General features: G+C 73.1%; 21 protein-coding genes and 1 pseudogene. 8 read left to right on the top strand and 14 right to left on the bottom strand.

From position 1 onward, the window contains the following. Window positions 1-92: 92 nt before the first annotated feature. From ACFY0D_RS22825 to ACFY0D_RS22790, 8 genes and pseudogenes are all read left to right on the top strand, one after another. A pseudogene (locus ACFY0D_RS22825) lies at window positions 93-374 on the top strand (SDR family oxidoreductase); the annotation flags it as partial. 83 nt (window positions 375-457) lie between these two features. Then, on the top strand, window positions 458-1474 hold the full coding sequence (locus tag ACFY0D_RS22820; protein WP_390799913.1) for a GDSL-type esterase/lipase family protein: 1017 nt from the start codon (window positions 458-460) through the stop codon (window positions 1472-1474). A 118-nt stretch (window positions 1475-1592) separates the two neighbouring features. Continuing rightward, complete coding sequence (locus ACFY0D_RS22815; protein ID WP_390799912.1) at window positions 1593-2573, top strand: SCO0930 family lipoprotein; 981 nt, start codon at window positions 1593-1595, stop codon at window positions 2571-2573. 132 nt (window positions 2574-2705) lie between these two features. Next, window positions 2706-3545, top strand: a complete 840-nt coding sequence (locus ACFY0D_RS22810; RefSeq protein ID WP_390799897.1) for a LytR/AlgR family response regulator transcription factor — start codon at window positions 2706-2708, stop codon at window positions 3543-3545. 209 nt (window positions 3546-3754) lie between these two features. After that, window positions 3755-4030 carry a hypothetical protein gene (locus ACFY0D_RS22805; RefSeq protein WP_390799896.1) on the top strand — a complete coding sequence of 92 codons (276 nt, stop codon included), beginning with the start codon at window positions 3755-3757 and terminating at the stop codon, window positions 4028-4030. Between the two features lie 116 nt (window positions 4031-4146). Next, window positions 4147-5877 (top strand): cation acetate symporter, encoded by a 1731-nt coding sequence (locus ACFY0D_RS22800; protein ID WP_390799895.1) that lies wholly within the window; start codon window positions 4147-4149, stop codon window positions 5875-5877. After that, on the top strand, window positions 5874-7115 hold the full coding sequence (locus tag ACFY0D_RS22795) for a sensor histidine kinase (protein ID WP_390799894.1): 1242 nt from the start codon (window positions 5874-5876) through the stop codon (window positions 7113-7115). The genes ACFY0D_RS22800 and ACFY0D_RS22795 overlap by 4 nt, the downstream gene beginning before the upstream one ends. Window positions 7116-7173: 58 nt before the next feature. After that, the gene (locus ACFY0D_RS22790; protein WP_390799893.1) at window positions 7174-9993 is read left to right on the top strand and encodes a LuxR C-terminal-related transcriptional regulator; all 2820 of its coding nucleotides are present in this window, start codon (window positions 7174-7176) and stop codon (window positions 9991-9993) included. Here ACFY0D_RS22790 and ACFY0D_RS22785 read toward each other — a convergent pair. From ACFY0D_RS22785 to ACFY0D_RS22720, 14 genes are all read right to left on the bottom strand, one after another. Then, window positions 9936-10490: a sigma-70 family RNA polymerase sigma factor gene (locus tag ACFY0D_RS22785; protein ID WP_390799892.1), complete on the bottom strand. Its 555-nt coding sequence runs from the start codon at window positions 10488-10490 to the stop codon at window positions 9936-9938. The two genes, ACFY0D_RS22790 and ACFY0D_RS22785, sit on opposite strands and share 58 nt — an antisense overlap. A 232-nt stretch (window positions 10491-10722) precedes the next feature. After that, a complete protein-coding gene (locus tag ACFY0D_RS22780) occupies window positions 10723-12165 on the bottom strand; it encodes a GuaB1 family IMP dehydrogenase-related protein (protein WP_390799891.1) in 1443 nt (480 codons plus the stop codon). A gap of 145 nt (window positions 12166-12310) precedes the next feature. Continuing rightward, on the bottom strand, window positions 12311-13462 hold the full coding sequence (locus ACFY0D_RS22775) for an XdhC family protein (protein WP_390799890.1): 1152 nt from the start codon (window positions 13460-13462) through the stop codon (window positions 12311-12313). After that, on the bottom strand, window positions 13462-14772 hold the full coding sequence (locus tag ACFY0D_RS22770; protein ID WP_390799889.1) for an IS701 family transposase: 1311 nt from the start codon (window positions 14770-14772) through the stop codon (window positions 13462-13464). Before ACFY0D_RS22770 ends, ACFY0D_RS22775 begins: the two co-directional genes overlap by 1 nt. Before the next feature lie 72 nt (window positions 14773-14844). Next, the gene (locus ACFY0D_RS22765; protein WP_390799888.1) at window positions 14845-15492 is read right to left on the bottom strand and encodes a TMEM175 family protein; all 648 of its coding nucleotides are present in this window, start codon (window positions 15490-15492) and stop codon (window positions 14845-14847) included. A 114-nt stretch (window positions 15493-15606) separates the two neighbouring features. Next, complete coding sequence (locus tag ACFY0D_RS22760) at window positions 15607-15948, bottom strand: nuclear transport factor 2 family protein (RefSeq protein WP_301372423.1); 342 nt, start codon at window positions 15946-15948, stop codon at window positions 15607-15609. 12 nt (window positions 15949-15960) lie between these two features. After that, window positions 15961-17487 (bottom strand): ATP-binding protein, encoded by a 1527-nt coding sequence (locus ACFY0D_RS22755; protein ID WP_390799887.1) that lies wholly within the window; start codon window positions 17485-17487, stop codon window positions 15961-15963. Then, on the bottom strand, window positions 17484-18740 hold the full coding sequence (locus ACFY0D_RS22750; protein WP_390799886.1) for an MFS transporter: 1257 nt from the start codon (window positions 18738-18740) through the stop codon (window positions 17484-17486). Before ACFY0D_RS22750 ends, ACFY0D_RS22755 begins: the two co-directional genes overlap by 4 nt. A gap of 62 nt (window positions 18741-18802) precedes the next feature. Beyond that, window positions 18803-19636, bottom strand: coding sequence for an FAD binding domain-containing protein (locus ACFY0D_RS22745; protein ID WP_390799885.1), 834 nt, complete (start codon window positions 19634-19636; stop codon window positions 18803-18805). Then, a complete protein-coding gene (locus ACFY0D_RS22740; protein WP_390799884.1) occupies window positions 19633-22038 on the bottom strand; it encodes a xanthine dehydrogenase family protein molybdopterin-binding subunit in 2406 nt (801 codons plus the stop codon). The genes ACFY0D_RS22745 and ACFY0D_RS22740 overlap by 4 nt, the downstream gene beginning before the upstream one ends. A gap of 5 nt (window positions 22039-22043) precedes the next feature. Next, window positions 22044-22568, bottom strand: coding sequence for a (2Fe-2S)-binding protein (locus ACFY0D_RS22735; RefSeq protein WP_390799883.1), 525 nt, complete (start codon window positions 22566-22568; stop codon window positions 22044-22046). A gap of 2 nt (window positions 22569-22570) precedes the next feature. Then, on the bottom strand, window positions 22571-23371 hold the full coding sequence (locus ACFY0D_RS22730) for an NADPH-dependent F420 reductase (RefSeq protein ID WP_390799882.1): 801 nt from the start codon (window positions 23369-23371) through the stop codon (window positions 22571-22573). Beyond that, complete coding sequence (locus ACFY0D_RS22725) at window positions 23308-24792, bottom strand: aldehyde dehydrogenase family protein (protein WP_390799881.1); 1485 nt, start codon at window positions 24790-24792, stop codon at window positions 23308-23310. Before ACFY0D_RS22725 ends, ACFY0D_RS22730 begins: the two co-directional genes overlap by 64 nt. A gap of 34 nt (window positions 24793-24826) precedes the next feature. Further along, a complete protein-coding gene (locus ACFY0D_RS22720) occupies window positions 24827-25567 on the bottom strand; it encodes a type 1 glutamine amidotransferase domain-containing protein (protein ID WP_390799880.1) in 741 nt (246 codons plus the stop codon). Window positions 25568-25624 lie beyond the last annotated feature (57 nt).

The raw sequence follows: 25624 nt of genomic DNA, 5'->3' as shown, positions 1-25624 counted from the left end.
GGATCCGTCACTGACAGTCGTTTGTTGCGTAGGGATGATCGATCGCTGCGCAGGTCGCCCTGGACCCCTTTTCTTGACACTTCGTCAGATCTGCCGCAGCGTGCCGCCATGCACCCGTCCGGAGCACGTACGGGGCCGCCGCGGCCGACCTGACGGCATTGGTCCGCTCCTCGGCGGTGGAAGCGGGCCCGAGCGGGGTACGGGTGAACGCGGTGGCACCGGGGGTGGTGCGGACCCCGCGGGCCGCCGCCCCGCCGGGCACCGGGGGCGGCGGCGCACCACGGAGTACGCCCCGCAGGGCCGGGGCAGGCGCTCGTGGCGGGCGGAGGGTCGGCCTGAAGTTCCCGTATCCGACGATCGGAGGCGACCAGTGATACCAGCGGGACCAGGTGGACCGGCGGGGCAGGCAGGACCAGGGCTGCCGGCCGGGCCGACGGAACCGGCGTGGCCGGCCGGGCTGCAGCGCCACCCCGACGAGCCGGAGCCCTGGCAGGACGCGCTGCCCTTTCTGCGCGGGGTCGCCTGGCTGGACCGGGGGCGGCCGGTCCGCGCCGATCCGGCCGACACCATGCGGCTGCCCTGGGACACCGGCGAGCGCTCCACCCTGCCCATCGGCGTCCGGCTGGAGTTCACCACCGAGACCGCGCGGTCGGTGGAGGTCCGCTACCGGGCGACCGTGCCCGGCCCCACCGACGCGCTGCGCGACCTCGCGCACGGCTTCGCGCTGTGGGACCGGCACGGGGTGGTGAACGAGGTGTTCACCGACCCGGCCGCGGAGGCCGTCGTACGGATCGGCCTGGGCGGCGGCACCGGCCCCTTCACCATCCACCCGCCCGAGACCCAGTCCCCGCTGATCCTCGGGCTGCGCGGGATCGGCGGGCCGCTCGCCCCGGCGCCGCCCGCCCCGCGCTGGGTGGTGCACGGCGACTCCATCACCGAGGGATGGTGGTCCACCCGCCCCGCGCACGGCTGGCCCGCCGTCACCGGCCGGGCGCTCGGCTGGGACACCGTCAACCTCGGCTACGCAGGCGCCGCGCGCGGTGAGCTGACCACCGCCGAGCAGCTCGCGGGCCTGCCCGCCGACGTCCTGACGCTCGCCTTCGGCACCAACTGCTGGTCCCGGGTGCCCTTTTCGGCTCCCCTGCTGTACGAGACCACGCGGGCGTTCCTCGAACTGGTCCGCCAGGGGCACCCGCGGACCCCGATCCTGCTGGTCTCCCCCGTCCTGCGGCCCGACGCGGAGCGCACCCCGAACAAGCTCGGCGCCACCCTCGGCGCCCTGCGTGACGCGATGGAGCGCGCCACCCGGGACCGGATCGCCGCGGGGGACGACCGGCTCGCCGTGCTCCCGGGCCGGGACCTGCTCGGTCCCGAACACCTGGCGGACGGGCTGCACCCCAACGACAGCGGACATCAGGTACTCGGCCTCGCTGTGGCCACGGCTCTGCGGCGCACCGGGTTCGGCACGGGGTGAGTGAAACAGACCACACCGGACAAGGTGAACAGATCTCCCCCACCGCGGCGTGTCCTGGGCAGAGTTGACGCCATCACGGTGGCGGACACGACGGACACCACAAGTGGGAGAGATCAAGATGGGCATCAAGCGCGGAACCACCCTGGCCGCGGCCGCGATCGTCGTCGTCCTCGCGGCGACGGCCTGCGGCCCCACGGACGACAAGGCCGCGGACACGACCAAGCCGGTCGGAGCCGCCGCCGCCCAGGACAGCGGGAAGGCCCCGGCCGCCGCCGACGGCGCCTACGGCTCCGACGGCGCTGCGGGCGCCTCGGGCGCCTCGGGCGCCAAGCCGGCCGGGCAGCTGGCGATCGCCCCCAACGACCAGCTCGGCTCGGTCCTCACCGACAGCGCGGGGATGACCCTCTACCGCTTCGACAAGGACACGGCCAAGCCGCCGAAGTCGAACTGCGACGGCGACTGCGAGAAGACCTGGCCGGTGGTCGCCGCGGGCGACGCCACCGCCGCCGCCGGCATGGACCCGGCGCTGCTGGGCGAGGTGGTGCGCACCGACGGCAGCAAGCAGCTGACGGTGGCCGGCTGGCCCGCGTACCGCTACAGCAAGGACGCCAAGGCGGGCGACGTCAACGGCCAGGGCGTCGGCGGGGTGTGGTTCGCGCTCGCGGCGGACGGCAAGAAGGCCGCGAAGGGAGCGGCGACCGAGGGGGCACCGCCGGCCGCGGGCGGCGCCGCCGAGGCCGACGGGAAGCTGTCGGTGGCCAAGGACCCCAAGCTGGGCGACCACATCGTCGACGGCAAGGGCATGACCGTCTACCGGTTCAAGCCGGACACCCAGTGGCCGATGACCTCCAAGTGCGTGGGCGACTGCCTGACCAAGTGGCCGGTCGTCGCGCCGGTGGAGAAGGCCAAGGACAAGGGGATCGCCGAGAAGAACTACACGGTGCTCAACCGCCCGGACGGCCTGAAGCAGCAGAGCGTCGACTGCTGGCCCGTCTACACCTTCACCGGTGACAAGAAGCCCGGCGACGTCAACGGCCAGGGCGTGGGCGGCACCTGGTACGCCGTGTCCCCCGACGGCAAGCTCATCACCGTCCAGTAGTCCCTGCCCCTCCCGCCCATCCCCTCACTCCCCCCACCCCTGTTCGCGCGGCCCTCGCCCTCATCCCCCCTGGGCGGGGGCCGCGCCCTTTCCCCGTTCCGCCCCGGCCGAGTCCTCTCTAGACTCGGCCGCATGCTGCGCGTACTGGCCGTCGACGACGAGAAGCCGCTCCTGGAGGAACTCCTCTACCTGCTGCGCTCGGACCCCCGGGTGCGCAGTGCGGAGGGTGCCTCGGACGCCACCGAGGCCCTGCGCCGGGTCACCCGGGCCCTGGAGTCCGGCCCGGACGGGGCCGACGGCATCGACGTGGTGTTCCTGGACATCCACATGGCCGGGCTGACCGGGCTGGACATCGCGCGGCTGCTGGCCGGGTTCGCGCGGCCGCCGCTGATCGTGTTCGTCACGGCCCACGAGGGTTTCGCCGTACAGGCCTTCGACCTGAAGGCCGTGGACTACGTGCTCAAGCCCGTGCGCCCGGAGCGGCTGGCCGAGGCCGTCCGGCGGTCCTGCGAGCAGCTGGGCCGGTCCGAAGAGGGCCCGCCGGCCGCGGTGGCGGCCGCCGACGCCCCGGTGGCGGGCGTCCCGGCCGTGCCGGCGCCGCGCCGCCTGGTCGCCGAGGTGACCGTCGCCGACCGCGCGCCGGACCAGATCGCCGTCGAACTGGGCGGGGTCACACGCTTCGTGGCGATCGCGGACATCTCCTACGTGGAGGCTCAGGGCGACTACGCCCGCCTGCACACCGACGAGGGCAGCCACCTGGTCCGGATCCCGGTGTCCACGCTGGAGGAACGCTGGGCGGCGCGCGGGTTCGTACGGATCCACCGCCGTCATCTGGTGGCGCTGGCGCGGATCGACGAGCTCCGGCTGGAGGCCGGGACCACCAGTGTCCGGGTGGGGGCGGCGGAGCTCCAGGTGAGCCGCAGGCACGCGCGGGAGCTACGGGATCTGCTGATGCGGCACGCGACCGGCTGAAACCGGCCGCACCCCGGCCGCACCCCGGCCGTTCCCCGGCCGCCGTCGGGCCGTTCGTGCCCGACCGTCCGGCGCTCGGGGGCGCCGTTCGTCGCGCCGGGAGGGGCGTACGGCGATCCGCCGGAGCCGTCGGCCGCACCGCCGCCCGATCGGCCCTCGGTGCCGTCGCCCCTCTCGTATCGTGGATCTTCCGGCGCGGGAGGAGCGAGATGTCCGAGATCCAGGCGCTGGTCGACGCCCTGAGCGGGCTGCCCCGGGTCCGGCCTGCCGGGCCCGCCGAGGCCGAGGCGCTGCTGGCCCGGCTGCGCAGTGCGGCCGCCCGCTGGGCCGACATCCTGTACGAGGCCCGCGAGGGGGTCCGCGAGCAGGTGCCGCCGCGCGCGGAGGCGGCCCTGACGCTGGCGTTCCGGCGCGCGGAGGAGTCGTACGTGGAGCTGGAGATCGCCCTGCGCGACTGCGCGGAGCACCGCGACCCGGCCCGCTGACGGGGTCGTCCGGCCGGGCGGATCCGACGGCTCCGGTGGGTCCGAATCGAGCCTGTCGCCCGGTCGGGGGGCGTGCGTAGACTCCGGACACCCCTCTCCAGCCGAAGGACCGCCCGGTGAACCAGACGTACGCGCTGACCGCGGTCGCCGTCGTCGTCCTGGTCACGATCCTGGTCGGTGCGCTGGGCCTGCGGATGTCGCGGACCACGTCCGACTTCTATGTCGCCTCGCGCACGGTGGGGCCCCGCCTGAACGCGGCGGCCATCAGCGGCGAGTACCTGTCCGCCGCGTCCTTCCTCGGGGTGGCGGGGCTGGTGCTGCTCCAGGGGCCCGAGATGCTCTGGTACCCGGTGGGTTACACCGCCGGGTACGTGGTGCTGCTCGTGCTGGTGGCGGCCCCGCTGCGCCGCTCGGGCGCGTACACGCTGCCGGACTTCGCGCAGGCGCGGCTGGAGTCGCTGGTGGTGCGCCGGATCGCGGTGCTGTTCGTGGTCGGGGTCGGCTGGCTGTACCTGCTGCCGCAGTTGCAGGGGGCCGGGCTGACGCTGGAGATCCTGACCGGGGCCCCGCACTGGGTCGGCGGGCTGGTCGTGGCGTTCGTGGTGACGGTGGCGGTGGCGTGCGGCGGGATGCGTTCGGTCACCTTCGTCCAGGCCTTCCAGTACTGGCTGAAGCTCACGGCCCTGCTGGTGCCGGCCTTCTTCCTGATCGCGGCCTGGGCCGGGGACGGCGCGCCGCGGGCGACGTTCGACGCACCGGCCGTCTTCCGGGAGCACACGTCGGTGACGGTCGCGCAGGACGTGCGGCTGTCGGTGGCGAATCCGCTGACGGTGACGGTGACCGGGCAGGTGGACGGGCGCGGTTACGTGTCGGTGCCGCTGACCCTGGCCGCCGGTGAGCATGCCGTACGGGCCCACGCGCGGCTGGAGTTCGCCGCGGCCACGCCGGTTCCGGACACCCGGGCGGAGGCGCGGCCCGGTGTGTCCACCTGGTCGGTGCCGACCTCCGGCGGACTGCGCGAGTACCGGCTGTACGCCACGTACGGGCTGATCCTGGCGACCTTCCTCGGCACGATGGGCCTGCCGCACGTCGCGGTGCGGTTCTACACCAGCCCCGACGGGCGGACCGCGCGGCGCACCACGCTGGTCGTGCTCGCGCTGGTCGGCGTCTTCTACCTGCTGCCGCCGGTGTACGGGGCACTGGGCCGGATCTACACCCCCGAGCTCGCCCTGACCGGCGACGCGGACGCGGCGGTGCTGGTGCTGCCCGGGCGGATGCTCGGCGGGGTGCTCGGCGAGCTGCTGGGGGCGCTGCTGGCCGGGGGTGCCTTCGCGGCGTTCCTGTCGACGGCCTCGGGGCTGACCATGGCGGTGGCGGGGGTGCTGCACCAGGACGTGCTGCCGGCGCGGGGGGTGCGCAGCTTCCGCTCGGCGGCGGTCGTGGCGATCCTGGTGCCGCTGGCCGGGAGCGTGGCGGCGACGCAGGTGCCGGTGGCGGACGCGGTGGGCCTGGCCTTCGCCGTGTCGGCGTCGTCGTTCTGTCCGCTGCTGGTGCTGGGCATCTGGTGGCGCGGGCTGACCCCGCCGGGTGCGGTGGCCGGGCTGGTCATGGGCGGCGGAGCGGCGCTGGGCGCGGTGCTGGCGACCCGGGCCGATCTGGCGCCGCCGGGCTGGACTCACACGCTTTTGGCGTGGCCGGCGGCGTGGTCGGTGCCGCTCGGGTTCCTGACGATGGTGGCGGTGTCGCTGGCCACCCGGTCGCGGATCCCGGCGGGGACGGCGGCCACCTTGGCCCGGCTGCACCTGCCGGAGGTCGTGGCCGGGGAGCGGGCCGGAGGTGTGCGGTGACCGGGGTGGCACCGGCGGTCCTGGCGTTGCCGGCGGTGGCGGGTGCGGTGCTGCTGCTGGGTGCGGGCTGGGCCGCGGGCCGGTGGGACGCCCGCCGCGGGGAGCGGGCGGCCGGGATGGATCTGGGGACCCCGGTGGAGCGGGCCACCTTCCACACCCTGCACACGGCTTCGCTGGCCGCTCCCCCGCTGCGCGCCGGGCTGACCGAGGACGCCGCCCGCAAGGCGGCCCGGCGGCTGCGGTCGCTGCTGGGCACGGAGGCGCTGTGCCTCACCGACCGGGAGTCGGTGCTGGCCTGGGACGGTCCGGGCGCCGACCACCATCAGCGGCGGGCGATGGCCCGGGTGGCGGTGATGCTGGCGTCGGGACGCAGCCAGAGCGTGCGGACCGAGTGCCAGCGGCCCGACTGTCCGCTGAAGTGGGCGGTGGTGGCCCCGCTCACCGGCGAGGACGGGGTGCTGGGCGCGCTGGTGGCGTACGGCTCGCGCGAGTCGGCGGTGCTGGTGCGGGCCGCGACGGAGGTCGCCCGGTGGGTGTCCGTGCAGTTGGAGCTGTCCGAGCTGGACCGGTCGCGGACCCGGCTGATGGAGGCGGAGATCAAGGCGCTGCGGGCGCAGATCTCCCCGCATTTCATCTTCAACTCCCTGGCCGCGATCGCCTCGTTCGTCCGGACGGATCCGGAGCGGGCCCGGGAGCTGCTGCTGGAGTTCGCGGACTTCACCCGGTACTCCTTCCGGCGGCACGGTGATTTCACCACGCTGGCCGACGAGTTGCGCTCCGTGCAGCAGTATCTGGCGCTGGCCGGTGCCCGGTTCGGTGACCGGCTGAAGGTGACCCTGCAGGTGGCGCCGGAGGTGCTGCCGGTGGCGCTGCCCTTCCTGTGCCTGCAGCCGCTGGTGGAGAACGCCGTGAAGCACGGGCTGGAGGACTCCACCGAGGAGTGCCGGATCACGATCACGGCGCGGGACGCGGGCGCGGAGGCGGTGATCACGGTGGAGGACAACGGGGTCGGGATGGATCCGGCGCTGCTGCGCCGGATCCTGGCCGGGGAGCACGGCGGTTCCTCCGGGATCGGGCTGCCGAATGTCGACGAGCGGATCCGGCAGGTGTACGGGGACGCGTACGGTCCGGTGATGGAGACGGGGGTCGGAGCCGGCATGAAGGTCACCCTGCGCATTCCCAAGTACCGTGTGGGTGTGCACAGTTCACCGTCAGGACACCAGCCTCCGCGGCTCTGAGGGCCCGCCGGCGTGGCATCCTGTGACCGGCGCGACGTGACCGGAGGGAATCGCCGACGTGCGGGTCGGGCGAGAGCAGCAGCGTGACGAGTTACGGGAATGGGTGCGCGGGGGTGCGCAGGGCCGCGGAGGCCTGCTGATCGTGGAGGGCGAGCCCGGCGCAGGCCGCACCGACTTCGTGCGCGGCGCCCTGAGCGGGGCGGCGGCGCTCGGCTGCCGGGTGCGGTACGCGGCGGCCGACGCCCTCGGTGCGGAGCTGCCGCTGCGCGCCGCGCTGGACTGCCTGCACCCCGGGGGCCCGGACCGGGCGGCCGCCGTCGCGCTGCTGCGGGAGGCCGAGGAGGCGGCGCGGCCGGGCGGTGCGCTGCTGGCCGCCATGGACCTGCTGACGGCCCGGGTCCAGGAGTGGTGCGCGCGGCGGCCGCTGCTGCTGGTGCTGGACGACGCGCACTGGGCGGACCCGGCCAGCCTGCTGCTGTGGCAGCGCCTGGCGGGCTGGGCGGTGGCGGGCCGGCTGCCGCTGCTGCTGGTGGTGACCCGACGGCCGCTGCCGGGACGGCCCGAGCTGGAGCCGCTGTGCGCGACGCCGGGCGGGCGCACGCTCCGGCTGGAGCCGCTGTCCACGGCGGAGACGGACGAGCTGGTCCGGGACCTGCTGGGGGCGGATCCGGGCCCCCGGCTCCGGGAGGCGGCCCGGCAGTCGGGCGGCAATCCGCGCCTGCTGCGGGATCTGCTAGCGCAGTGGTCCGGGCTCCTGCGGGTCGAGGGCGGCCGGGCGGAACTGCTGGTCCCGGAAGAGGAGTTGCCGCCACCGCCCGCCTCCGTGACGCGGGGACTGGCCTGGCTGTCGGGGCCCGCGCGCACCGCCTTGCGGCACGCGGCGCTGCTCGGTCCGGCCTTCACCGTCCGCGAGCTGGCCCTCGTACGGGGCAGGCCCGTCCGGGAGTTGCTCACGGAACTGGCGGAGCCCCTGTCGGCCGGACTGCTGGCGGACGCCACCGGCGGCCGGCTGCGCTTCCGCCACCCGGCCCTGCGGCCGGCGCTGTACGCCGAGACCCCCGAGGCCCTGCGCGCGGCCCTGCACCAGGACGCCGCCCAGGCCTTCGCCGAGGCGGGACTGCCCGCGGCCCGGACCGCCGAACAGCTGCTCGACGGCGGCCTGCTGACGCCCTGGGCGGTGCGCTGGCTGGCGGACTCGGCCCCGGCGCTGATCGCGGGCGCCCCGGGCACGGCGGCCGAGCTGCTGGAGCGGGCCATCGCGCAGGGCGACCCGCGGGACCGGGAGACCCGGGAGGCACTGCAGGAGCGCCTCGCGGACGCCGCGCTGCTGCTGCGCCGCCCCGAGTCGGTGGAGCTGCTGGCCGCCCTGCGGGCCCGCACCACCGACCCCGTCCGGCGGGCCTCGGTCGACTTCAAGCTGGTCTCCGCCCTGATGATCCAGGGCGATATGGCCCGCTCCCTGGCGGTGACCGAGCGGGCGCTGGCGGTGGAGTTCCCGTCCGTCGCCCTGCGGCTGCGCCTGGAGGCCTGCCGGGTACTGGCCCTGGCCGATCTGCACCGGGCGGCCGAGGCCCACGCGCTGGCGGGGCCGGTGGTGGCGGCCGCGCGGCGGCTGCGCGATCCGCTGTGCGGGGCGGAGGCCCACCACGCGGCGTCGTACGCGCTGTTCCACCTGGGGCGCGGCCGGGCCTCGCTGCGGCACGTCGCGGAGGGGATCGGGTGGGCTCGGCGGAGCCCGGAGGCCGACGACATGCGGTTGCTGCTGCTGGCGAACCAGGCGGAGGGGCACATGCGCTTCGACGAGCCGGCGGTCGTGGCCGCCGCGCTGGAGGAGGCGCGCGAGCTGGCTGCGGCGACCCGTTCGACCGGGCGGCTGGTGGTGACGGAGGCCCGGCTCGCCGAGTTCCACTACCGGCTCGGCGACTGGGACGGGGCCCTGGCCGGAGTGGCGCGGGCGGGCCGGCTGCCCGTCTCGGACGGCTGGCTGCCGGTGGTGGTGCACGGGCTGCGGGCGCTGGTGCTGGGCCACCGGGACGAGCGGGAGGCGGCGCGGGCCGAGCTCGCGGACCTGCCCGCGGACGCCTTCGCCACGCCCACGGCCCGCCGCTACGCCTCCCACGTACTGCTCGCGCGGGCGCTGCTGGCCGAGCGGGACGGACAGCCGGCCGGCGCGCTGGGCGCGCTGCTGCCCGCGCTGGCGGAGGGTGTGGAGGAGGAGGCGGTGTACGAGCGCCCCTGGGTGCTGTCGGAGATCGTCCGGCTGGCGCTGGAGTGCGGGGAGAGCGCCACGGCCCGGGCGGCGGTGGAGTGCTGCGCGCGCTCGGCGCGGGCGCTGGCCGAGTATCCGGGGCCGGCCCTGGCCCTGCTGCGCTGCCGGGGCCTGTTCGCGCAGGATCCGGAGCTGCTGGAGCAGGCGGTGGCGCGCGGTGAGCGCGGCGGATGGCCGCTGGTGCTGGGCCAGACCCTGGAGGACCTCGCGGTGGCGCGGGCCTGGCACGGGGATCTGGCGGGGGCGCGGTCGGCGCTGACGCGTGCGGTGGCGGTGTACGAGGGTCCGGGCGCCCGGTGGGACATCGCCCGGGCCGATGCCCGGCTGCGGAGTCTGGGGGTGCGCCGGGGCAGCCGGTCGGCGCGGCGCAGACCGGCGAGCGGCTGGGAGGCGCTGACCCCGGCCGAGCTGAAGGTGGCGCTGCTGGTGGCGCAGGGCCGGTCGAATCCGGAGATCGCGAGCGTGCTGTTCCTCTCGCCGAGGACGGTGCAGACGCACGTGTCGCACATCCTGGCCAAGCTGCAGGTCCGTTCGCGGGCGGCGGTGGCGGCTCAGGCGGCGGGGCGGCCACCGGGTGCGAGTGGCACGCCGGGCACGCCGGGTCCGTAGCCGGGCATGGCGGCGCGCAGGGCCCGTAAGGCGTAGTGGGTACGGGACTTCACGGTGCCGGCGGGCACCCCGAGCTCCGCGGCGGCCTCGCAGACGGAGGCGCCTCGGTAGTAGATCTGCACGAGCACGGCGCGGTGCTCGGGGCTCAGCAGTCGCAGGGCCCGTCGGACGTCGAGGGTGGCGACGGCCTGTTCGGTGTGGTCGTCGGCGGCCGGGGAGAGGTCGAGGGCGTCGGGCCCGACCTCGGCGGGCCGCACCAGGCGGGCCCTCCGGGCGTCGATGGCGAGGCGCCGGGCGACGGTGTAGAGCCAGGGCCGCATGGAGGCGTGGCCGCTCTCCAGGGCCTCGGGGTGGGTCCAGGCCCGGAAGAGTGTCTCCTGCAGGAGGTCCTCGGCGCGCTGGCGGTCGCCGAAGGTGAGGCCGAGGAGGAATCCGTAGAGGGCCTTGCCGTGCTGGCTGTGCAGCCGGGCGAGGGCGTGCGGGTCGGTTCTGGTCACGGGGTGCCCCTTCCAGGTCGGGTCACCTCAGCGTGACGGCCCGATGCCCCGGAGTTATCCGCCGCTTGGCGTATCCGGGCGCCCCCTGCGCCGAACGGTCGCCCGGCGCGCCGAACGGTCGCTCCGTCTTCCCGGGGCTCCGCCCCCAGCAGTGATTCCGGGCCCGCGGCCGGGTACGACCGTGGCCCCGGCCGTCCGCGAGGGGACGGCCGGGGCCACGGGACGGAAGGAACTAGCTCCAGCTGGCGTGCAGCGGCTTGCCCTCGGCGTAACCGGCGGCGGACTGGATGCCGACCACGGCCTTCTCCTCGAACTCCGCGAGGGAGCCGGCACCGGCGTAGGTGCACGAGGAGCGGACGCCCGCGATGATCGAGTCGATCAGGTCCTCGACGCCCGGGCGGGCCGGGTCGAGGAACATGCGCGAGGTGGAGATGCCCTCCTCGAACAGGCCCTTGCGGGCCCGGTCGTAGGCCGACTCCTCGCTCGTGCGGTTCTGCACCGCGCGGGCGGAGGCCATGCCGAAGGACTCCTTGTAGAGGCGGCCGTCGGCGGACTGCTGGAGGTCGCCCGGGGACTCGTACGTACCGGCGAACCAGGAGCCGATCATCACGTTGGACGCGCCGGCGGCCAGCGCCATCGCCACGTCACGCGGGTGACGGACGCCGCCGTCGGCCCACACGTGCTTGCCGTACTTCTTCGCCTCGGCCGCGCACTCCAGCACCGCGGAGAACTGCGGGCGGCCCACGCCGGTCATCATGCGGGTGGTGCACATGGCGCCGGGGCCCACACCGACCTTGATGATGTCCGCGCCGGCGTCGATGAGGTCCTTGACGCCCTCGGCGGCGACGATGTTGCCCGCCACGATCGGGACCTGCGGGTCCAGGGCGCGGATGGCCTTGATCGCGCTGATCATCGACTCCTGGTGGCCGTGCGCCGTGTCGATGACGAGCGTGTCGACGCCCGCGTCGAGCAGCTGCTTGGCCTTGGCCACGAAGTCGCCGTTGACGCCGACGGCGGCCGCGATGCGCAGCTTGCCGTTCGCGTCGGTGGCCGGGGTGTAGAGCGTCGCGCGCAGGGCGCCCTTGCGGGTGAGGATGCCGACGAGCTTGCCGTCCTTGTCGACGGCCGGGGCCAGCTTGCGGTGGCCGGCGTCGAGCTGGTTGAAGGCCTCGCGGGCGTCCATGTCGGCGTCGATGAGCAGCAGCTCCTTCGACATGACCTCGGAGAGCTGGGTGAAGCGGTCGACACCGGTCAGGTCGTGGTCGGTGACGACGCCGACCGGGCGGCCCTCGGCGTCGACGACGACTCCGGCGCTGTGGGCGCGCTTGGGCAGCAGGGACAGCGCGTCGGCGACCGTCTGGGTGGGCGCCAGCGTGATCGGGGTGTCGAGCACGAGGTGGCGGGTCTTCACCCAGGAGATGACGTCGGTGACGATCTCGATCGGGATGTCCTGCGGGATGACGACGATTCCGCCGCGCCGGGCGACCGTCTCGGCCATCCGGCGGCCCGCGATGGCGGTCATGTTGGCCACGACGAGGGGAATGGTGGTGCCGGTTCCGTCGGGCGAGGACAGGTCGACACCCTGACGGGAACCGACCGCGGAGCGGCTCGGCACCATGAACACATCGTCGTACGTCAGGTCGTACGGCGGCTTCAGGTCATTGAGGAAACGCACGTGCTGAACATCCCAGTCGATCGAAGGATCCGTCTACGCCCCGGCAGGACAGCCGAGGAAACGCACGTACTTCATTCTCCCACGACCTGGCGTTCACGCCGCCCGGGCTGATCGTCCAGGACGGACCGGGCCGGATGGTCGTTTCCTACGGGACCTTGGTCCCGGCGGGCCGGGTCCGGCAGTGGACCGGGCCGCGCCGCCGGGCCAGCGGGAGCACCGATCCGCCGTGCCGGACGGCCGTGAACTCGGCGGCTATGGCCAGCGCGGTCTCCTCCGGGGTGGCGCCGCCGAGGTCGAGTCCGATGGGTGAGTGCAGGCGGGCCAGGTCGGAGTCCGTGACGCCCTGGGCCCGCAACCGTCTCTCGCGTTCGGTGTGGGTGCGCCGCGATCCCATGGCCCCCACGTAGCCCAGGGGCAGCCGCAGGGCCAGTTCCAGCAGCGGTATGTCGAATTTGGCGTCGTGGGTGAGGACGCAGACCGCGGTACGGGAGTCCAGGCGGCCCGCGTCCCATTCGGCGGCCAGGTGCCGGTGCGGCCAGTCGACGACGACCTCGTCGGCGTCGGGGAAGCGGGCCCGGGTCGTGAAGACGGGCCGGGCGTCGCACACGGTGACCCGGTGGCCGAGGAAGGCGCCGATCCGGGCGAGGGCCGCGGCGAAGTCGATGGCCCCGTAGACGAGCAGCCGGGGCGGCTCGGCGGCCGATTCGACGAGGAGGGTCAGGGGCTCCCCGCAGAGCCCGCCGGCCGTGCCGAGCTCGGCGGTGCCGGTGCGCCCGGCCAGCAGCAGCGCCCGTACCTGCCGGGCGGCGGCCCGGTCCAGGTCGGGGCCGCCTGCGAGGCCGCCCTCGTAGGTGCCGTCGGCGTGCACGGCGAGGGCCCGGCCCAGCTGGGGCGGCGGTCCGGAGACCACCCGGGCGAGTGCGGCCCGGGTGCCCCCGGCGGCGGCGTCGAGCACCGAGCCGAGGACGGGCCGGACCGGGTCGAGCCCGCGGACCGGGGTGACCAGGACGTCGAGGACTCCGCCGCAGGTCAGGCCCACCGCGAAGGCGTCGTCGTCGCTGTAGCCGAAGCGGTGCAGGCCGCCTTCGCCGGAGGCGATGGCGTCCAGGCACAGCTCGTGCACGGCGGATTCCACGCAGCCTCCGGAGATGGAGCCGAGCGCGGCGCCCTTGTCGTCGACGGCGAGGGAGGCGCCGGGGCCGCGGGGAGCGCTCCCACTGACGGCGACGACGGTGGCGAGTGCGAACTCCCGCTGCGCGGCGCACCACGCGCGTAGCTCGTCGGCTATGTCGAGCATCAGCGGATGTACTCGCGGCGCGGGATCTGTCCGGGCAGGTGCGGGCGCGGCGGCAGGACGGCCGGGGTCGCCGGCCGGGCTGTGGCCGCTCTGGGCGGTGCGGCGGTCGCGGCGGCCGACCGGGTGGGTCCGGGGTATCCGTCGGGTATCGGCGGGCGGGCGCCGAGCAGTTTCGCGGCGTGGGCCACGCTGGCGAGGGTGGCGTGGTGGTGCCAGCCCCGGAAGGAGCGGCCCTCGAAGTCCCGGATGCCCACGGGTTCGCAGGTCTCGGCGAAGTCGAGGGAGACGCGGTCGGTGAGCTTGGCGAGCAGGAAGAGCTGGGCGAGCGGCCGGTCTCCGATGTTGGTGATCCAGAACTCGGAGGGCAGCAGGGCGGTTTCGGTCCAGGCTCCGACCAGCAGCAGCGGGGTGGGCGGCGCGGGCACGGGGCGGTCCTCGCAGGGGGTGGCGAAGATCGAGGCCGAGGTCAGCAGGGTCACCGCGCCTTCGGCACGGCCGTGCCGGGTCCATTCGACGACGCGGCGCTGGGAGCGCAGGGAGTCGATGAGCTCGCGGGCGGGGGCGGTGTGCGGACCGGGCTTGTACCGGCCGGCGCCGCCGAAGGAGACGGGCAGTGAGCCGTCGACCTTGAAGACGAAGGGGATGTCCTGGAGGGTGAAGGACTCGATGCTCTGGGGGAGGTCGCAGTTGGCGACCTCCATCACCACGGGCCGGCGCTGGAGTTGCCAGCTGGCGGCCATCCGCTGGACGGCGTGTACGGCGTCCTGGGCGGGGGTGAGGGAGCGGGCCGTGTCGGGGATGCCGGCCCGGCGGCGGCGCAGGAGTTCGCTGGTCCAGGGCCCGGGGAGGGTGAGGGTCCATTCGACCGGGAAGCTGGCCTCGCTGGAGGCGAGCCAGATCCCGCTCGCCTGCTGACAGTTGGCGGTGCGGCCGAGCTGGGGGACGAACTGCCGGCCGACGCCGACGGAACGGTCCCCCGCCTTCTCTATGACCATGGGCTGGAGCACCCAGGCCAGGGGGCGCTGTGCGGTGCGTTCGAGGTGCTGGGCGAGGGAGCGGCGGACCGGGGTCCAGTCCCAGGGGGACTTGCTGATGAACTGCTGGAGGCTCTGCTCGACGGAACTGGCCCCTGTTCCGGCGATGTTACGAATTGTTTTCTTCCCGGTGGTCCGCACCAGACCGTTCAGATAAACGCGGGCCCAGTTTCGCTGGTCCCGCCGGGGTAATGATTCGAAGAGAAGAGAGATCAGGACGTCGATCAATTCGGAGATTTCCGTCGTGGAATCCTCCGGCAGGACTACGCGAGCCATCTGGGCCTCCCCCGCGACCAGCTAGATCCAATACCCTACTTGACCGTGCAGAACGGCCGTAGGCCCCGGCGGCTACTTCCTGAGGTCGCTGGCAGATTCGAGCCGCTCTTCCTCTACCACGAGGGGGATGGGGATCTGGTTCGCCGCATAGTAGATCGCGATCAGGAAGTGGGCGACAAGTGTGAGTGGTGCGGAGTAGAAGGCCAGTAGGACAGTGAGGGGGTAGGCGATGGCCCCGAGGCCGAAGCGCACCCGAGTGGCGCGTGCGCCCTCCTTGTCCACCTCCTCGTGGAAGAGGTGGCCGACCCGGGTGACGTACCACCAGAAGGCCAGGAACGCCAGGGCGTAGGCCACGGTGACGCCGCTGTAGAGGACGGCGGCGGCGTTGGCGGATCCGCCTTCCTCCATGAGGTGCTCGGCGAGGACATTGGTGGTGTAGGGGACCACCGATACCACCATCAGCACCAGGAGATTCAGGAACAACAGGGGGCGGTCCACCCTCCTGAGATGACTGAAGATGGTGTGGTGGTTCACCCACATCACGCCGATGATGAGGAAACTCACGACGTAGGCGGCGTAATGGGGCCACTGTTCCCGGACTCCATGCCAGAAGTCCGAGCCGGTTTCTTCCGGAACCTTCAATTCCAGAACGAGGATCGTGATGATGACGGCGAATACACCGTCACTGAATGCCTCGATCCGTCCGGTTTCGCTTTCCATTGCCTCCCCTTTGCCACTTCTTGCATATAAGCGGCCCGCGCGCACGCGCTATGCCACACATACGGGGAGGGCGCTGCGGCGCCCTCCCCGCACACGCTACCCAGATTCCGGCCGTCAGCTGCCGAATCCGGCTGTCTGGCGCCAGATTCGGCCATCGCGGACGACAAGTGTCCCGAACGCGTGCTCCGGTTCACCGTTCAGGTTCATGATCGCCCGGTAGAAGATGGTGTCTTCGGTCTCGATGTACTCCTGGAGTTCCACGAGCGAGGGCTTCACCGTGAGATAGCCGGTGAACGTCTCGCGAACGGCTTCGATCCCCACCGAGGCCCCTTCGAAGCGCAGCAGCACGGCGTCGTCGGTGTAGTTCTTCATCACCGCCTCGATGTCCAGGGCGGCCAGCGCCTCCATCTGGCGGACGAACACCGGGTGCAGTTTGGAGATGTCGTACTTGGCCATGTCGACTCCGTTTCAGCTGGGAGAGGTGCCCACGATGGGTGCCGTTTCGGGTGTTGTCGCAGGTGAGGCGCAGGACTGGGCGCTGCCGGCGAAGGGCAGCCGGACGACCATCCGGGTCTCACCGGGACGCGAGCGGGCGGTGATCGACCCGTGGTGGCGCTGGGTCACGATGCGGTAGCTGAGGTGCAGCCCCAGTCCCGTGCCCTTGCCCACGTCCTTGGTGGTGTAGAAGGGTTCGAAGATCCGCGGCAGGGATTCGGCCGGGATGCCGCGGCCGGTGTCGGCGATCTCGACGACCATGCAGACGCCTTCGGCGCGGGCGCGCAGGGTCAGTACGCCGGCGCCCTCCATGGCCTCGGCGGCGTTGTCGACCAGGTTGGTCCACACCTGATTCAACTCGCTGGGATAGCCCGTCAGTTCGGGCAGGTCGGGTTCGTACTCACGCACGATGCTGATGCCGGCGAGCTTGGCACGCAGGACGACCAGCGTGTTCTCCAGTCCGTCGGTCACCGGGAAGCGCTGTTCGGGCGCCCGGTCGAGGTTGGCGTAATCCCGGGTGGCGGAGACGAGCTGGGAGATCCTGGGACCCGCTGCCCGGAGCTCCGCCGCGAGCGAGCGGATCTCCAGCAGCGCCGCCAGGTGGTCCAGGGCCGGGGCGAGGGCCGGCTCCCCCACGCCCTCCAGCCGCTCCAGCAGCCAGCCCAGCTCCAGTCCGAGGTCCGCGACCCCGGATCCGAGCAGGCCGGGCCGTTCGGTGCCCGCCTCCTCGGCCCAGTCGGCGATCTCCTCCTCGGCGTCGGCCTGGGCGAACGGGTCGCTCGTCACTGGCGGCGGCAGCTTGTCCAGTTCGTCGGCCAGCCGGTCCAGGAGCGCGCGCTCCGCGCCCGAGGCGGCCGCGCCCCAGGCCTGGGCGGTACGGGTGAGCCGGTCCAGGGCGGGGGCCAGTTCCTGCGCGGCCCGGGCCACGGCGGCCGCCGGGTTGTTCAGCTCGTGGGCGAGCCCGGCCGCCAGGGTGCCGAGTGCCTCCACGGTGGCCCGCTTGCGGGCCTGCACCTCGGAGGACTTGATGCGCCAGGCCAGTACGGGGATCAGGACGGCGGCCACCCCGTGGCAGCGGGTCAGCATCTCGAAGAAGACCGGCTTCGGGTAGGCCACCACCGTGGTCGACGGGCCGCTGGCGGCCGCGGTGGCCACGTAGGAGCCCTCGGTCAGCAGGGGCAGTTCGCCGGTGAACCGGTGGGCGGCCGACGGCTTGCCGTCGTGCTCCTCCGCGGCGGCGCTCTCCTCCTCGGTGGAGTGCCGGGTGAGCACCTCCTCCCGGCCGTCGACGACCTTGGTGACGACCAGGCCGCCCGAGAGCAGGACGTGGAAGCCGGTGGCCTCCTCGCCGTCCCGGAAGAGGACGTCGCCGTCGGCCAGGATCCGGGGCTCGGACACCGAGACCAGCCAGTCCAGCTGCTCCTCGGTGATCCCGGCGAAGATCTCCAGCTCGCGCAGGGCCGACCGCAGCTCCGGGCCCTTCATGTCCGCCGTGTTCACGCCGCACTCCCCTCGGCCCGGGTACGGGCGGCCAGTCGCAGGGTGGCGAGCAGGGCCAGCGCGCACACGCCGGCCACGGCGGCCATGAAGCCGACCGACGTGCGGTGCAGCCCGTGGATGTTGGTGAGCATCCCGGCGAGGACCGCCGGCACGCTCATCGCGAGGTACGCGAAAACGTATACGGCGGCGGTCAGTTCACCGCGGTGCGCCGGCTGGGCGAGCGTGCTCAGGGCGCGGAAGGAGCCGAGGAACGCGGCGCCCCAGCCGCTGCCGAGGACGGCCGTGGCCACGAGGAACACGGCGGCCGAGCGGATCCCCAGTGCGACCAGCACCAGGCCGAGTCCGGCGAGGAGGCCGAACAGGCCGAGCACGGCGGTGCGCAGCGCCTCGGTGCGGCCGAGCATCAGCTGGGCGGCGGTGGCGGCGCCCGCGAGCAGGGCGACCGTGGCCCCGCCGACCAGGTAGTTGGTGGACTCCAGCAGCGACAGCGCCAGGTGCGGGCCGAGGGAGAGGTAGAAGCCGCCCACCGACCAGACCGCGACGATGGTCAGGACGAGGACGGAGAAGCGGCCGCGGGCGTCCGCCGGTACGCGGATCCGGTGCGGGACCACCCGGAAGCGGCCGCCGGCGCCCGGTGCGCTCTCCCGCATCCGGACCACCCCCACCAGGGTCACGGCGAAGGCCCCGACCAGCAGCAGGTAGCTCAGCACGGTCGGGGCGGGCGCGAACTGGACGAGGAGTCCGGCCCCGATCCCGCCGAGCCCGATGCCCACGGTGGGCCCGGCGCTGTTGACCTGGGCGCCGAGCGCGGGCCTGGAGGCGGGGCTGAGTTCCAGCAGGGCCGCGCCCATCGCCCCGGTGGCCAGGCCCACGGCGAGCCCCTGGACGGCGCGGGCGGCCAGCAGCAGCCCGAGACCCTGGGCCCCGGCGAACAGGGCCATCGAGACCATGGCCAGGATCAGTGCGCCGCCCAGCACCGGGCGCCGGCCCAGGGTGTCGGAGAGGGAGCCGAACAGCAGGAGCCCGGCGAGCACGGTGACCGCGTACAGGGCGAAGACCACCGTGATCGTGCCGGAGGAGAGCCCCCACCGCTGCTGGTAGAGCACGTAGAGGGCGGAGGGCACGGAGGAGGAGAGCATCAGCAGGACGAGAACCGCTCCCACCACCCAGAAGCCGGAGCCTCTGGGCGCACTGGCCGCGTGGGCGGCTGGGTGCACGGTTACCCCCGTGGTCGTCTCGGATGTGTCGGCCACTGCGTCACTCAACTCCCCCGTGATGGGGCCCGTGCCGGGCCCCGTGGTGTGCCCGTCTCGGGCTATCGGTCGAGAGCCTGCTCGGCCCTCTGCAAGGCTCGGGCCGTGAGAACGCCCACGAGATGACCGAGGTACTCGGCCGAGGTGCCGCGCCCGGGGACGAAGAGCTCCCTGGGTTCGGCGCGGAAGGCCGCGAGCACGGCCTCCGTGCCGTACGGGCCCCCGCGCAGCCGGTCCTCGACCCCGCGCAGCCGCAAGGGCCGGGAGGTGGCCCCGGTGACGGCGATGCGCGGCCCGCCGGGTGTGATCCGTACGGCGGTGGCGCACACCGGGTAGCGGGTGGCGCGGTCGGCGGTCTTCTCGAAGGCCGCGGCCGGGCCTGCGGCCGGCACCAGCAGCGCGGTGAGGACGGTACCGGTCGGCGCGCTGCCGGCGGCGAACTCCTCGGCCGCCAGGGTGGACCGCCCGCCGGGGCCGGTCAGTTCGACCACGGCGTCGGCGGCCATGGCGGCGACCGGCAGGTCGGTGGCCCGCCCGGTGGCGGCGAGGTTGCCGCCGACCGTGCCGAGGTTGCGGACCTGGGGGTCGCCGTTGGCGCGGGCCGCGGCGGCCAGTTCCGGGGCCTCGGCGAGCACCAGCGGGTCGGCGGCGAGCTCGGCGAGCGTGGTGAGGGCTCCGATCCGCAGCCGGGTGCCGTCGGGAGTGCGCGTGACGCCGCGCAGCTCCTCCAGCCGCCGGATGTCGACCAGGAGCGCGGCCCGGTCGGCTCCCGCGCGCAGGTCGGGCAGCAGGCTCTGGCCTCCGGCCAGGATCCGGGCGCCGCGCGTCCCGGACAGCAGGGTGAGAGCCTCGTCGAGGCGGGCGGGCCGGACGTAGTCGAACTCGGTGAGGATCACTGGGCTTCCCCTCTCAGGCGGCGCCAGACCTTCTCGGGGGTGAGGGGCATGTCGATGTGCTGGACGCCCAGGTCGGACAGGGCGTCGACGACGGCGTTGACGACGGCCGCGGCGGGCGGGACGGTGGCGATCTCGCCGGCGCCCTTGGCGCCGAGCGGGTTGTGCGGGCTGGGCGTGACGGTCTTGTCGAGCGTGAAGAACGGCACGTCGGCGGCGCGCGGCAGGGCGTACGTGGTCAGGTCGGAGCTGATGAGCAGGCCCTGTTCGTCGTAGACGGCGGCCTCCATCAGCGCCTGGCCGAGGCCGTGCGTGATGCTGCCCTCGATCTGGCCGAGGACGATCTTGGGGTTGCCGATGTGGCCGGCGTCGTCGACGGCGGTGTAGGACACCACCTCGGTCTCGCCGGTCAGTTCGTCGACCTCGACGACCGCGACGTGTGTGCCGAAGGGGTAGTTGAAGTCCGGCGGGTCGAAGTGGGTGGTCTCGTCGAGGGCGGGTTCGATCTCCGCGGGCAGCCCCCAGCCGTACCACATGGACATCGCCAGCTCGGCGAAGGTCTTGGTGTTCTGCTCGTTGCCCTCTTCGTAGACGCGGCCGCCCTCGTAGACGACCTTGTCCTCGGGGACCCCGAGGAAGACGGCGCCGGCCCGGATCAGCTTGCTCTTGATCTTGCGGGCGGTGAGGGCGACGGCGGGCGCGGCCATGCTGTAGGAGCGGGAACCGTAGGTGCCCTGCCCGTAGGGGGCCTTCTGCGTGTCGCCTTCCAGGACCTGGACGGTGTCCGGGTCGATGCCGAGCTCGTCGGCGGCGACCTGGGCGAAGACCGTGCCGTGGCTCTGGCCGGTGGAGGCGGACCCCACGATGACGGTGACCTCGCCGGTCGGGTGAACGCGGATGTTCGCGCTCTCCCAGGTGCCGCCGAGCATGCCCTCCTGGGACATCCGGGTGGAGGGGCCGACCCCGCAGATCGCGACGTAGGTGGCGAGGCCGACGCCGAGCCGCTTGCCGCGGGTGCGGGCCTCGGCCTTGCGGGCGGGCATGTCGGCGTAGCCGGACAGCTCGATGGCCTTGTCGAAGTTCAGCTGGTAGTTCCCGGAGTCGTAGGTCCAGCCGAGGCCGTTGTCGTACGGGAACTTCTCCTTCGGCACCAGGTTCCTGCGGCGGACGGCCGCCGGGTCCATGCCGATCTCGGAGGCGTACCGGTCGACGAGGCGCTCCATGAGGAAGGCGGCCTCGGCGCGTCCGCTGCCGCGCTGGGCGCCGAGCGAGACGGTGTTGGTGAAGGCGGCGTAGACCTCGCAGAAGGCGGCGTCGATGTCGTACATGCCGCTGATGGAGCGGCCCATCAGGGCGGTGGCGACACCGGGGCCGATGGTGGAGGGGTACGCGCCGAGGTTGGCGTAGCTGGTGCAGCGCACGGCGGTGATCCGGCCGTCGCGGGTGCCGGCGAGCGTCACGTGCTGGCGGTGGTCGCGGCCCTGGACGGTGGAGTTCATCAGCCCGGTGCGGGTGTCCACCCACTTCACGGGCCGGCCGAGCGCCTTGGACAGCAGCAGCACGAGCGGCATGTCGGGGTACAGGTACCCCTTGGTGCCGAAGCTGCCGCCGACGGTCGGGGCGATCACCCGGAGCTTGTTGAAGGGGATGCCGAGGACCAGCGCCGAGAGCAGGAAGCGGTGGTTGTGCGGGCCCTGGGTGGTGGCGTAGAGCGTGTACTCGCCGGTGGCCGCGTTGTAGTCGCCGACGGCGCCGCGCGGCTCGATGGGGCTGTTGATGGTGCGCTGGTTGACCAGGTCGAGCTCGACGGTGACCTCGGCCTCGGCGATGGCCGCGTCGGTGCGGTCCTTGTCGCCGCAGGTCCAGTACGCGTTCAGGTTGCCCGGGACGGCCTCGTGCAGCTGCGGCGCGCCTTCGGCGAGCGCCTCGTCGGCGCGGGTGACCACGGGCAGCGGCTCGTACTCGACGGCGATGGCGGCGAGCGCCGCGGTGGCCTGGCGCGGGGTCTCGGCGACGACCACGGCGATGGGGTCGCCCACGTGCCGCACGGTGTCGCCGGTGAGGACCGGGCGGGCGCCGGGAAGTCCGTAGGGGTGGGGCGGGAAGTGGCTCTCGACGCCGCCGGGGATCCAGATGCAGGGCAGCGGCATGACGTCGGTGAAGTCGGCGGCCGTGGCCACCTTGAGCACGCCGGGCAGCTGTTCGGCGGCCTTGGTCTCGATGGAGAGGATCTTCGCGTGCGCCACCGGGCTGCCCAGGATGGCCATGTGGGCGGTGCCCGGCAGGTCGATGTCCGCCACGTACGTGGCCTCGCCGCGCAGCAGCTGTGGATCCTCGCGGCTGTCCAGCGGCTGTCCGAGGACGCCGTTCCCCGTGGCCGGGGCCTCCCCCGTCACTGCGGTCATGTCCCTCACACCTCCTGTCCGGCAGCGGTGGACGCGGCGACGGCGGCGGGCTCGGAAACACCGGTGGGCGCCTCGGCGCGGGCGGCCGCGCAGGCGCGCTGCACGCCCCGTACGACGCTGTGGTAGCCGGTGCAGCGGCAGAGGTTGCCGGTGAGCCACTCGCGGATCTCGGGTTCGGTGGGGGCCTCGCCGTCGGCGGTGGAGTCGACGAGTTCGCCGAGGGCCATGACCATGCCGGGGGTGCAGAAGCCGCACTGGGTGCCGTGCTCCTGGCGCAGGGCTTCCTGGAGGCCCGACAGTTCACCGCCGCGGGTGGTCTCGCCCTCGATGGTGGCCACCTCGCCGCCGGCGGCGGAGACGGTCAGGACCAGGCAGCTCTTGACGGACCTGCCGTCGAGGCGGACGACGCAGGTGCCGCACTGGCCGGTGTCGCAGCCGACCTTGGTGCCGGTCAGCCCGAGGCCGTCGCGGAGCCGTTCCACGAGCAGTTCGTTCGGCGGCGCCGAGAACTGCTCGGGTCTTCCGTTCACATTCAGTGTGATATCCATGCCAGCGCCTGCGCTTCCGTGAGCGGCCGGTTGAAAAGGGGCCCGCCGGGCTGTTGGAGAATTCCTCCGGAGTGCAACGGGCCGGTGTCCACGGGTGCGAATCCCAGATCCGTGATGATTCCCGCGACGATTTCCTTCGCTTTCATGTCGTCGCCCGCGGTGAAATGCGCCAGGCGTTCTCCGGGGGCGGTGCCGGCGACGGCGAGGGTTTCGAAATGCATGGTGTTCAGGGATTTGACGACCTGGGCGTCGGGGTACCACTCGGCGACCAGGTCGCTGGAGCCGCGCCCGCCGAGGTCGGCGGGGGTGCCGGGGCCGCCGAACGCGTTCGTGGCGTCCACCAGCACCTTGTCCTGCACGGCGTACGGCGGGAGCAGCCCGCGGACGCGTTCGAAGGGCACCATCAGCACCAGGAGTTCGGCCCGGTCGGCGGCCTCGGCGGGGTGCGCCGCCGAGGCCGCCCGCCCCAGTTCGGCCACGAGCGGGCCGAGGGTCTGCGGGCCCCGGGCGTTGGCGAGGACGACCTGGTGGCCTGCCGCCACGAGGATCCTGGCCAGGGTCGAGCCGATCCGCCCGGTGCCGATGATGCCTGTCCGCATTGCCGCTCCTCGGGAATGGGTCTCGTTCGCAGGTCTCGTTCGCGGGTCTCGCTCGCGGTCTCGGCCGCGGGTCTCGGCCGCGGGTCTCGGCCGCGGGCCCGTTCGCGGTCCCGGTCGCGCTCTCAGTCCATGCCGATCCAGACCGACTTGGTCTGGGTGTAGCTCTCCAGCGACTCGGGGCCGCACTCGCGGCCGTAGCCGGAGGCCTTGTAGCCGCCGTAGGGCACGGCGGGGTCGTACTGGTTGTAGCAATTGACCCAGACCGTGCCGGCCTTGATCTGCGAGGCGACCCGGTGGGCGCGCCGCAGGTCCTTGGTGTGGACGCCGGCGGCGAGGCCGTACGCGCTGTCGTTGGCGATGCGTACGGCGTCCTCCTCGGTGTCGAAGGGGATGATCGACAGGACCGGGCCGAAGATCTCCTCCTGGGCGATCCGCATGCCGTTGTCGACGCCGGTGAAGATGGTCGGCAGGAAGTACAGGCCCTGACTGGAGGCGCCCTCGGGGGTCCAGCCGATGCCGCCGGTGCGCAGGACCGCGCCTTCCTTCTCGCCGACCTCGATGTACGAGCTGACCTTGTCGAACTGTCCGCGGTGGGCCAGCGGTCCGAAGAGGGTGGCCGGGTCGCGCGGGTCGCCGGGCTTGAGGCCGGCGGCCCGGCGGACCAGGCGTTCGACCATCTCGTCGTGGATGGGGCGCTGCAGCAGCAGCCGGGAGCCGGCGGTGCAGATCTCGCCCTTGTTGTAGTAGATGCCGAAGAAGGCGAGTTCCTCGGCGGCGTCGAGGTCGGCGTCGGCGAAGACGATGTTGGCGGACTTGCCGCCGAGTTCCATCGTCACCTTCTTCAGGGTGCCGGCCGCCTTGCGGATGATCGTCTGGCCGACCGAGGTGGAACCGGTGAAGGCGATCTTGTCGATGTCGGGGTGGCCGGTGAGGGTCTCCCCCAGTTCCACGCCCGGACCGGTGATGACGTTCAGCACCCCGTCGGGGATCTCCGCCTCCTGGAAGAGCTCGGCGATCTTCAGGGCGGTCAGCGGGGTGGCCGGGGAGGGCTTGTGGACCACCGTGTTGCCCGCCGCGAGCGCCGGTGCGATCTTCGTCATCGACAGCAGCAGCGGGAAGTTGAACGGGGTGATGGCGCAGACCACGCCCAGCGGTTCGCGCAGGGTGTAGGCGAGCTGGCCGCCGGCCGGGGCGCGCGAGGAGCCGTCGACGCGGGTCACGGCCCCGGCGTAGTAGTGCATGAGCTGGGCGGCCATGGGGGCATCGACCGTGCTGGAGAACGCGAACGGCTTGCCCATGTCCACGGTCTCCAGCAGGGCGATCTCCTCCAGGTCGCGCTCGATGAGCTCACCGACCCGGTTCAGCCGCAGCGCGCGCTCCTGGGCGGACAGTCTGCTCCAGGGGCCTTCCTCGTACGCCGTGCGGGCGGCGGCGACGGCCGCGTCCGCGTCGGCGGCGGCGGCCTGCGCCACCGGTACGATCTCCTGCCCGTCCACGGGGCTGATGTCCGGTTCGGTACGGCCGTCCTGGGCCGGGACCCAGGCGCCGCCGATGAACAGTTTCCCGGGGTTGGCGAGGGGCTGGCCGCTCAGCTCACGCTTGGTCATGGCTGCCTTCCGGTTTCGGGTGCGGGGGGCGGTACTAGCCCTTCGCGAGCTGCGTCAAGAAGGTCTCGGCGAGGGCCTTGGAGGAGTAGGGGTTCTGGCCGGTCGTCAGCTTGCGGTCGACGACCACGTGCGAGTCCCAGATGGCTTCGGCCTTCTCGTAGCGGGCGCCGAGCCGGGTGAGTTCCACTTCCAGGATCAGCGGGAGCCGGCCGGCCATGTTGGTGACCAGTTCCTCGCTGTGCGAGAAGGCGGTCATCCGGTAGCCCTCGAAGGGCCAGCGGCCTTCGCCGTCGCGCAGGGCGAGCAGCGAGGTGTGGCCGTGGCACACGGTGGCGAGCGGTTTGTCCTGCGCGATGACCCAGCGCAGGACCTGGGCGAGCTCGTCGGACTTGGGCAGGTCACCGATGGCGCCGTGACCGCCGCTGACGTACACCCCGTCGTAGTCCGTGATGTCCTTCTCGGTGAGGGCCTCCAGTGCGATGGGGGCTCTCAGCTGGGGGGTGTTCTCGATGACCCGGACGTATTCGGCGGCGTTGGCCGCGTCCTCGTCCGGCGAACCCTGGGGGCGGACCCACTGGAGGAACTGGGGGTCGATGCTCGTCTGGTCGACCGTCGGCGCCCGGCCTCCGATCGTCGCCACGTCCACGTCGTGGCCGGCCGCTTTGAAGAGCGAGAAGGGCACGACGAATTCCTCGGCCCAGAATCCCGAGGGGTGCTGTTCACCGTCGATCAGATGCAGTGTGGCTTTGGCCGTCATGACGACGAGAATCTTCATGATTCTCTCCTTGTTCTGGATTCGCTGCCGATTCAACACGCCACCCGCAGGGGGCGT

This window comes from Streptomyces sp. NPDC001502 (genome assembly GCF_042894785.1).
Taxonomy (GTDB): Bacteria; Actinomycetota; Actinomycetes; order Streptomycetales; family Streptomycetaceae; genus Streptomyces; species Streptomyces kutzneri.
Note: the sequence above shows the minus strand (reverse complement) of the source record. Positions and strands in the feature narration are given on the sequence as shown.

Excerpts from the sequence above, each read along its gene's own strand:
- ACFY0D_RS22740 (WP_390799884.1), bottom strand. The coding sequence starts at position 22,038 with ATGACCGCAGTGACGGGGGAGGCCCCGGCCACGGGGAACGGCGTCCTC.
- ACFY0D_RS22765 (WP_390799888.1), bottom strand. The coding sequence starts at position 15,492 with ATGGAAAGCGAAACCGGACGGATCGAGGCATTCAGTGACGGTGTATTC.
- ACFY0D_RS22810 (WP_390799897.1), top strand. The coding sequence starts at position 2,706 with ATGCTGCGCGTACTGGCCGTCGACGACGAGAAGCCGCTCCTGGAGGAA.
- ACFY0D_RS22760 (WP_301372423.1), bottom strand. The coding sequence starts at position 15,948 with ATGGCCAAGTACGACATCTCCAAACTGCACCCGGTGTTCGTCCGCCAG.
- ACFY0D_RS22770 (WP_390799889.1), bottom strand. The coding sequence starts at position 14,772 with ATGGCTCGCGTAGTCCTGCCGGAGGATTCCACGACGGAAATCTCCGAA.
- ACFY0D_RS22815 (WP_390799912.1), top strand. The coding sequence starts at position 1,593 with ATGGGCATCAAGCGCGGAACCACCCTGGCCGCGGCCGCGATCGTCGTC.
- ACFY0D_RS22720 (WP_390799880.1), bottom strand. The coding sequence starts at position 25,567 with ATGAAGATTCTCGTCGTCATGACGGCCAAAGCCACACTGCATCTGATC.
- ACFY0D_RS22805 (WP_390799896.1), top strand. The coding sequence starts at position 3,755 with ATGTCCGAGATCCAGGCGCTGGTCGACGCCCTGAGCGGGCTGCCCCGG.
- ACFY0D_RS22725 (WP_390799881.1), bottom strand. The coding sequence starts at position 24,792 with ATGACCAAGCGTGAGCTGAGCGGCCAGCCCCTCGCCAACCCCGGGAAA.
- ACFY0D_RS22775 (WP_390799890.1), bottom strand. The coding sequence starts at position 13,462 with ATGCTCGACATAGCCGACGAGCTACGCGCGTGGTGCGCCGCGCAGCGG.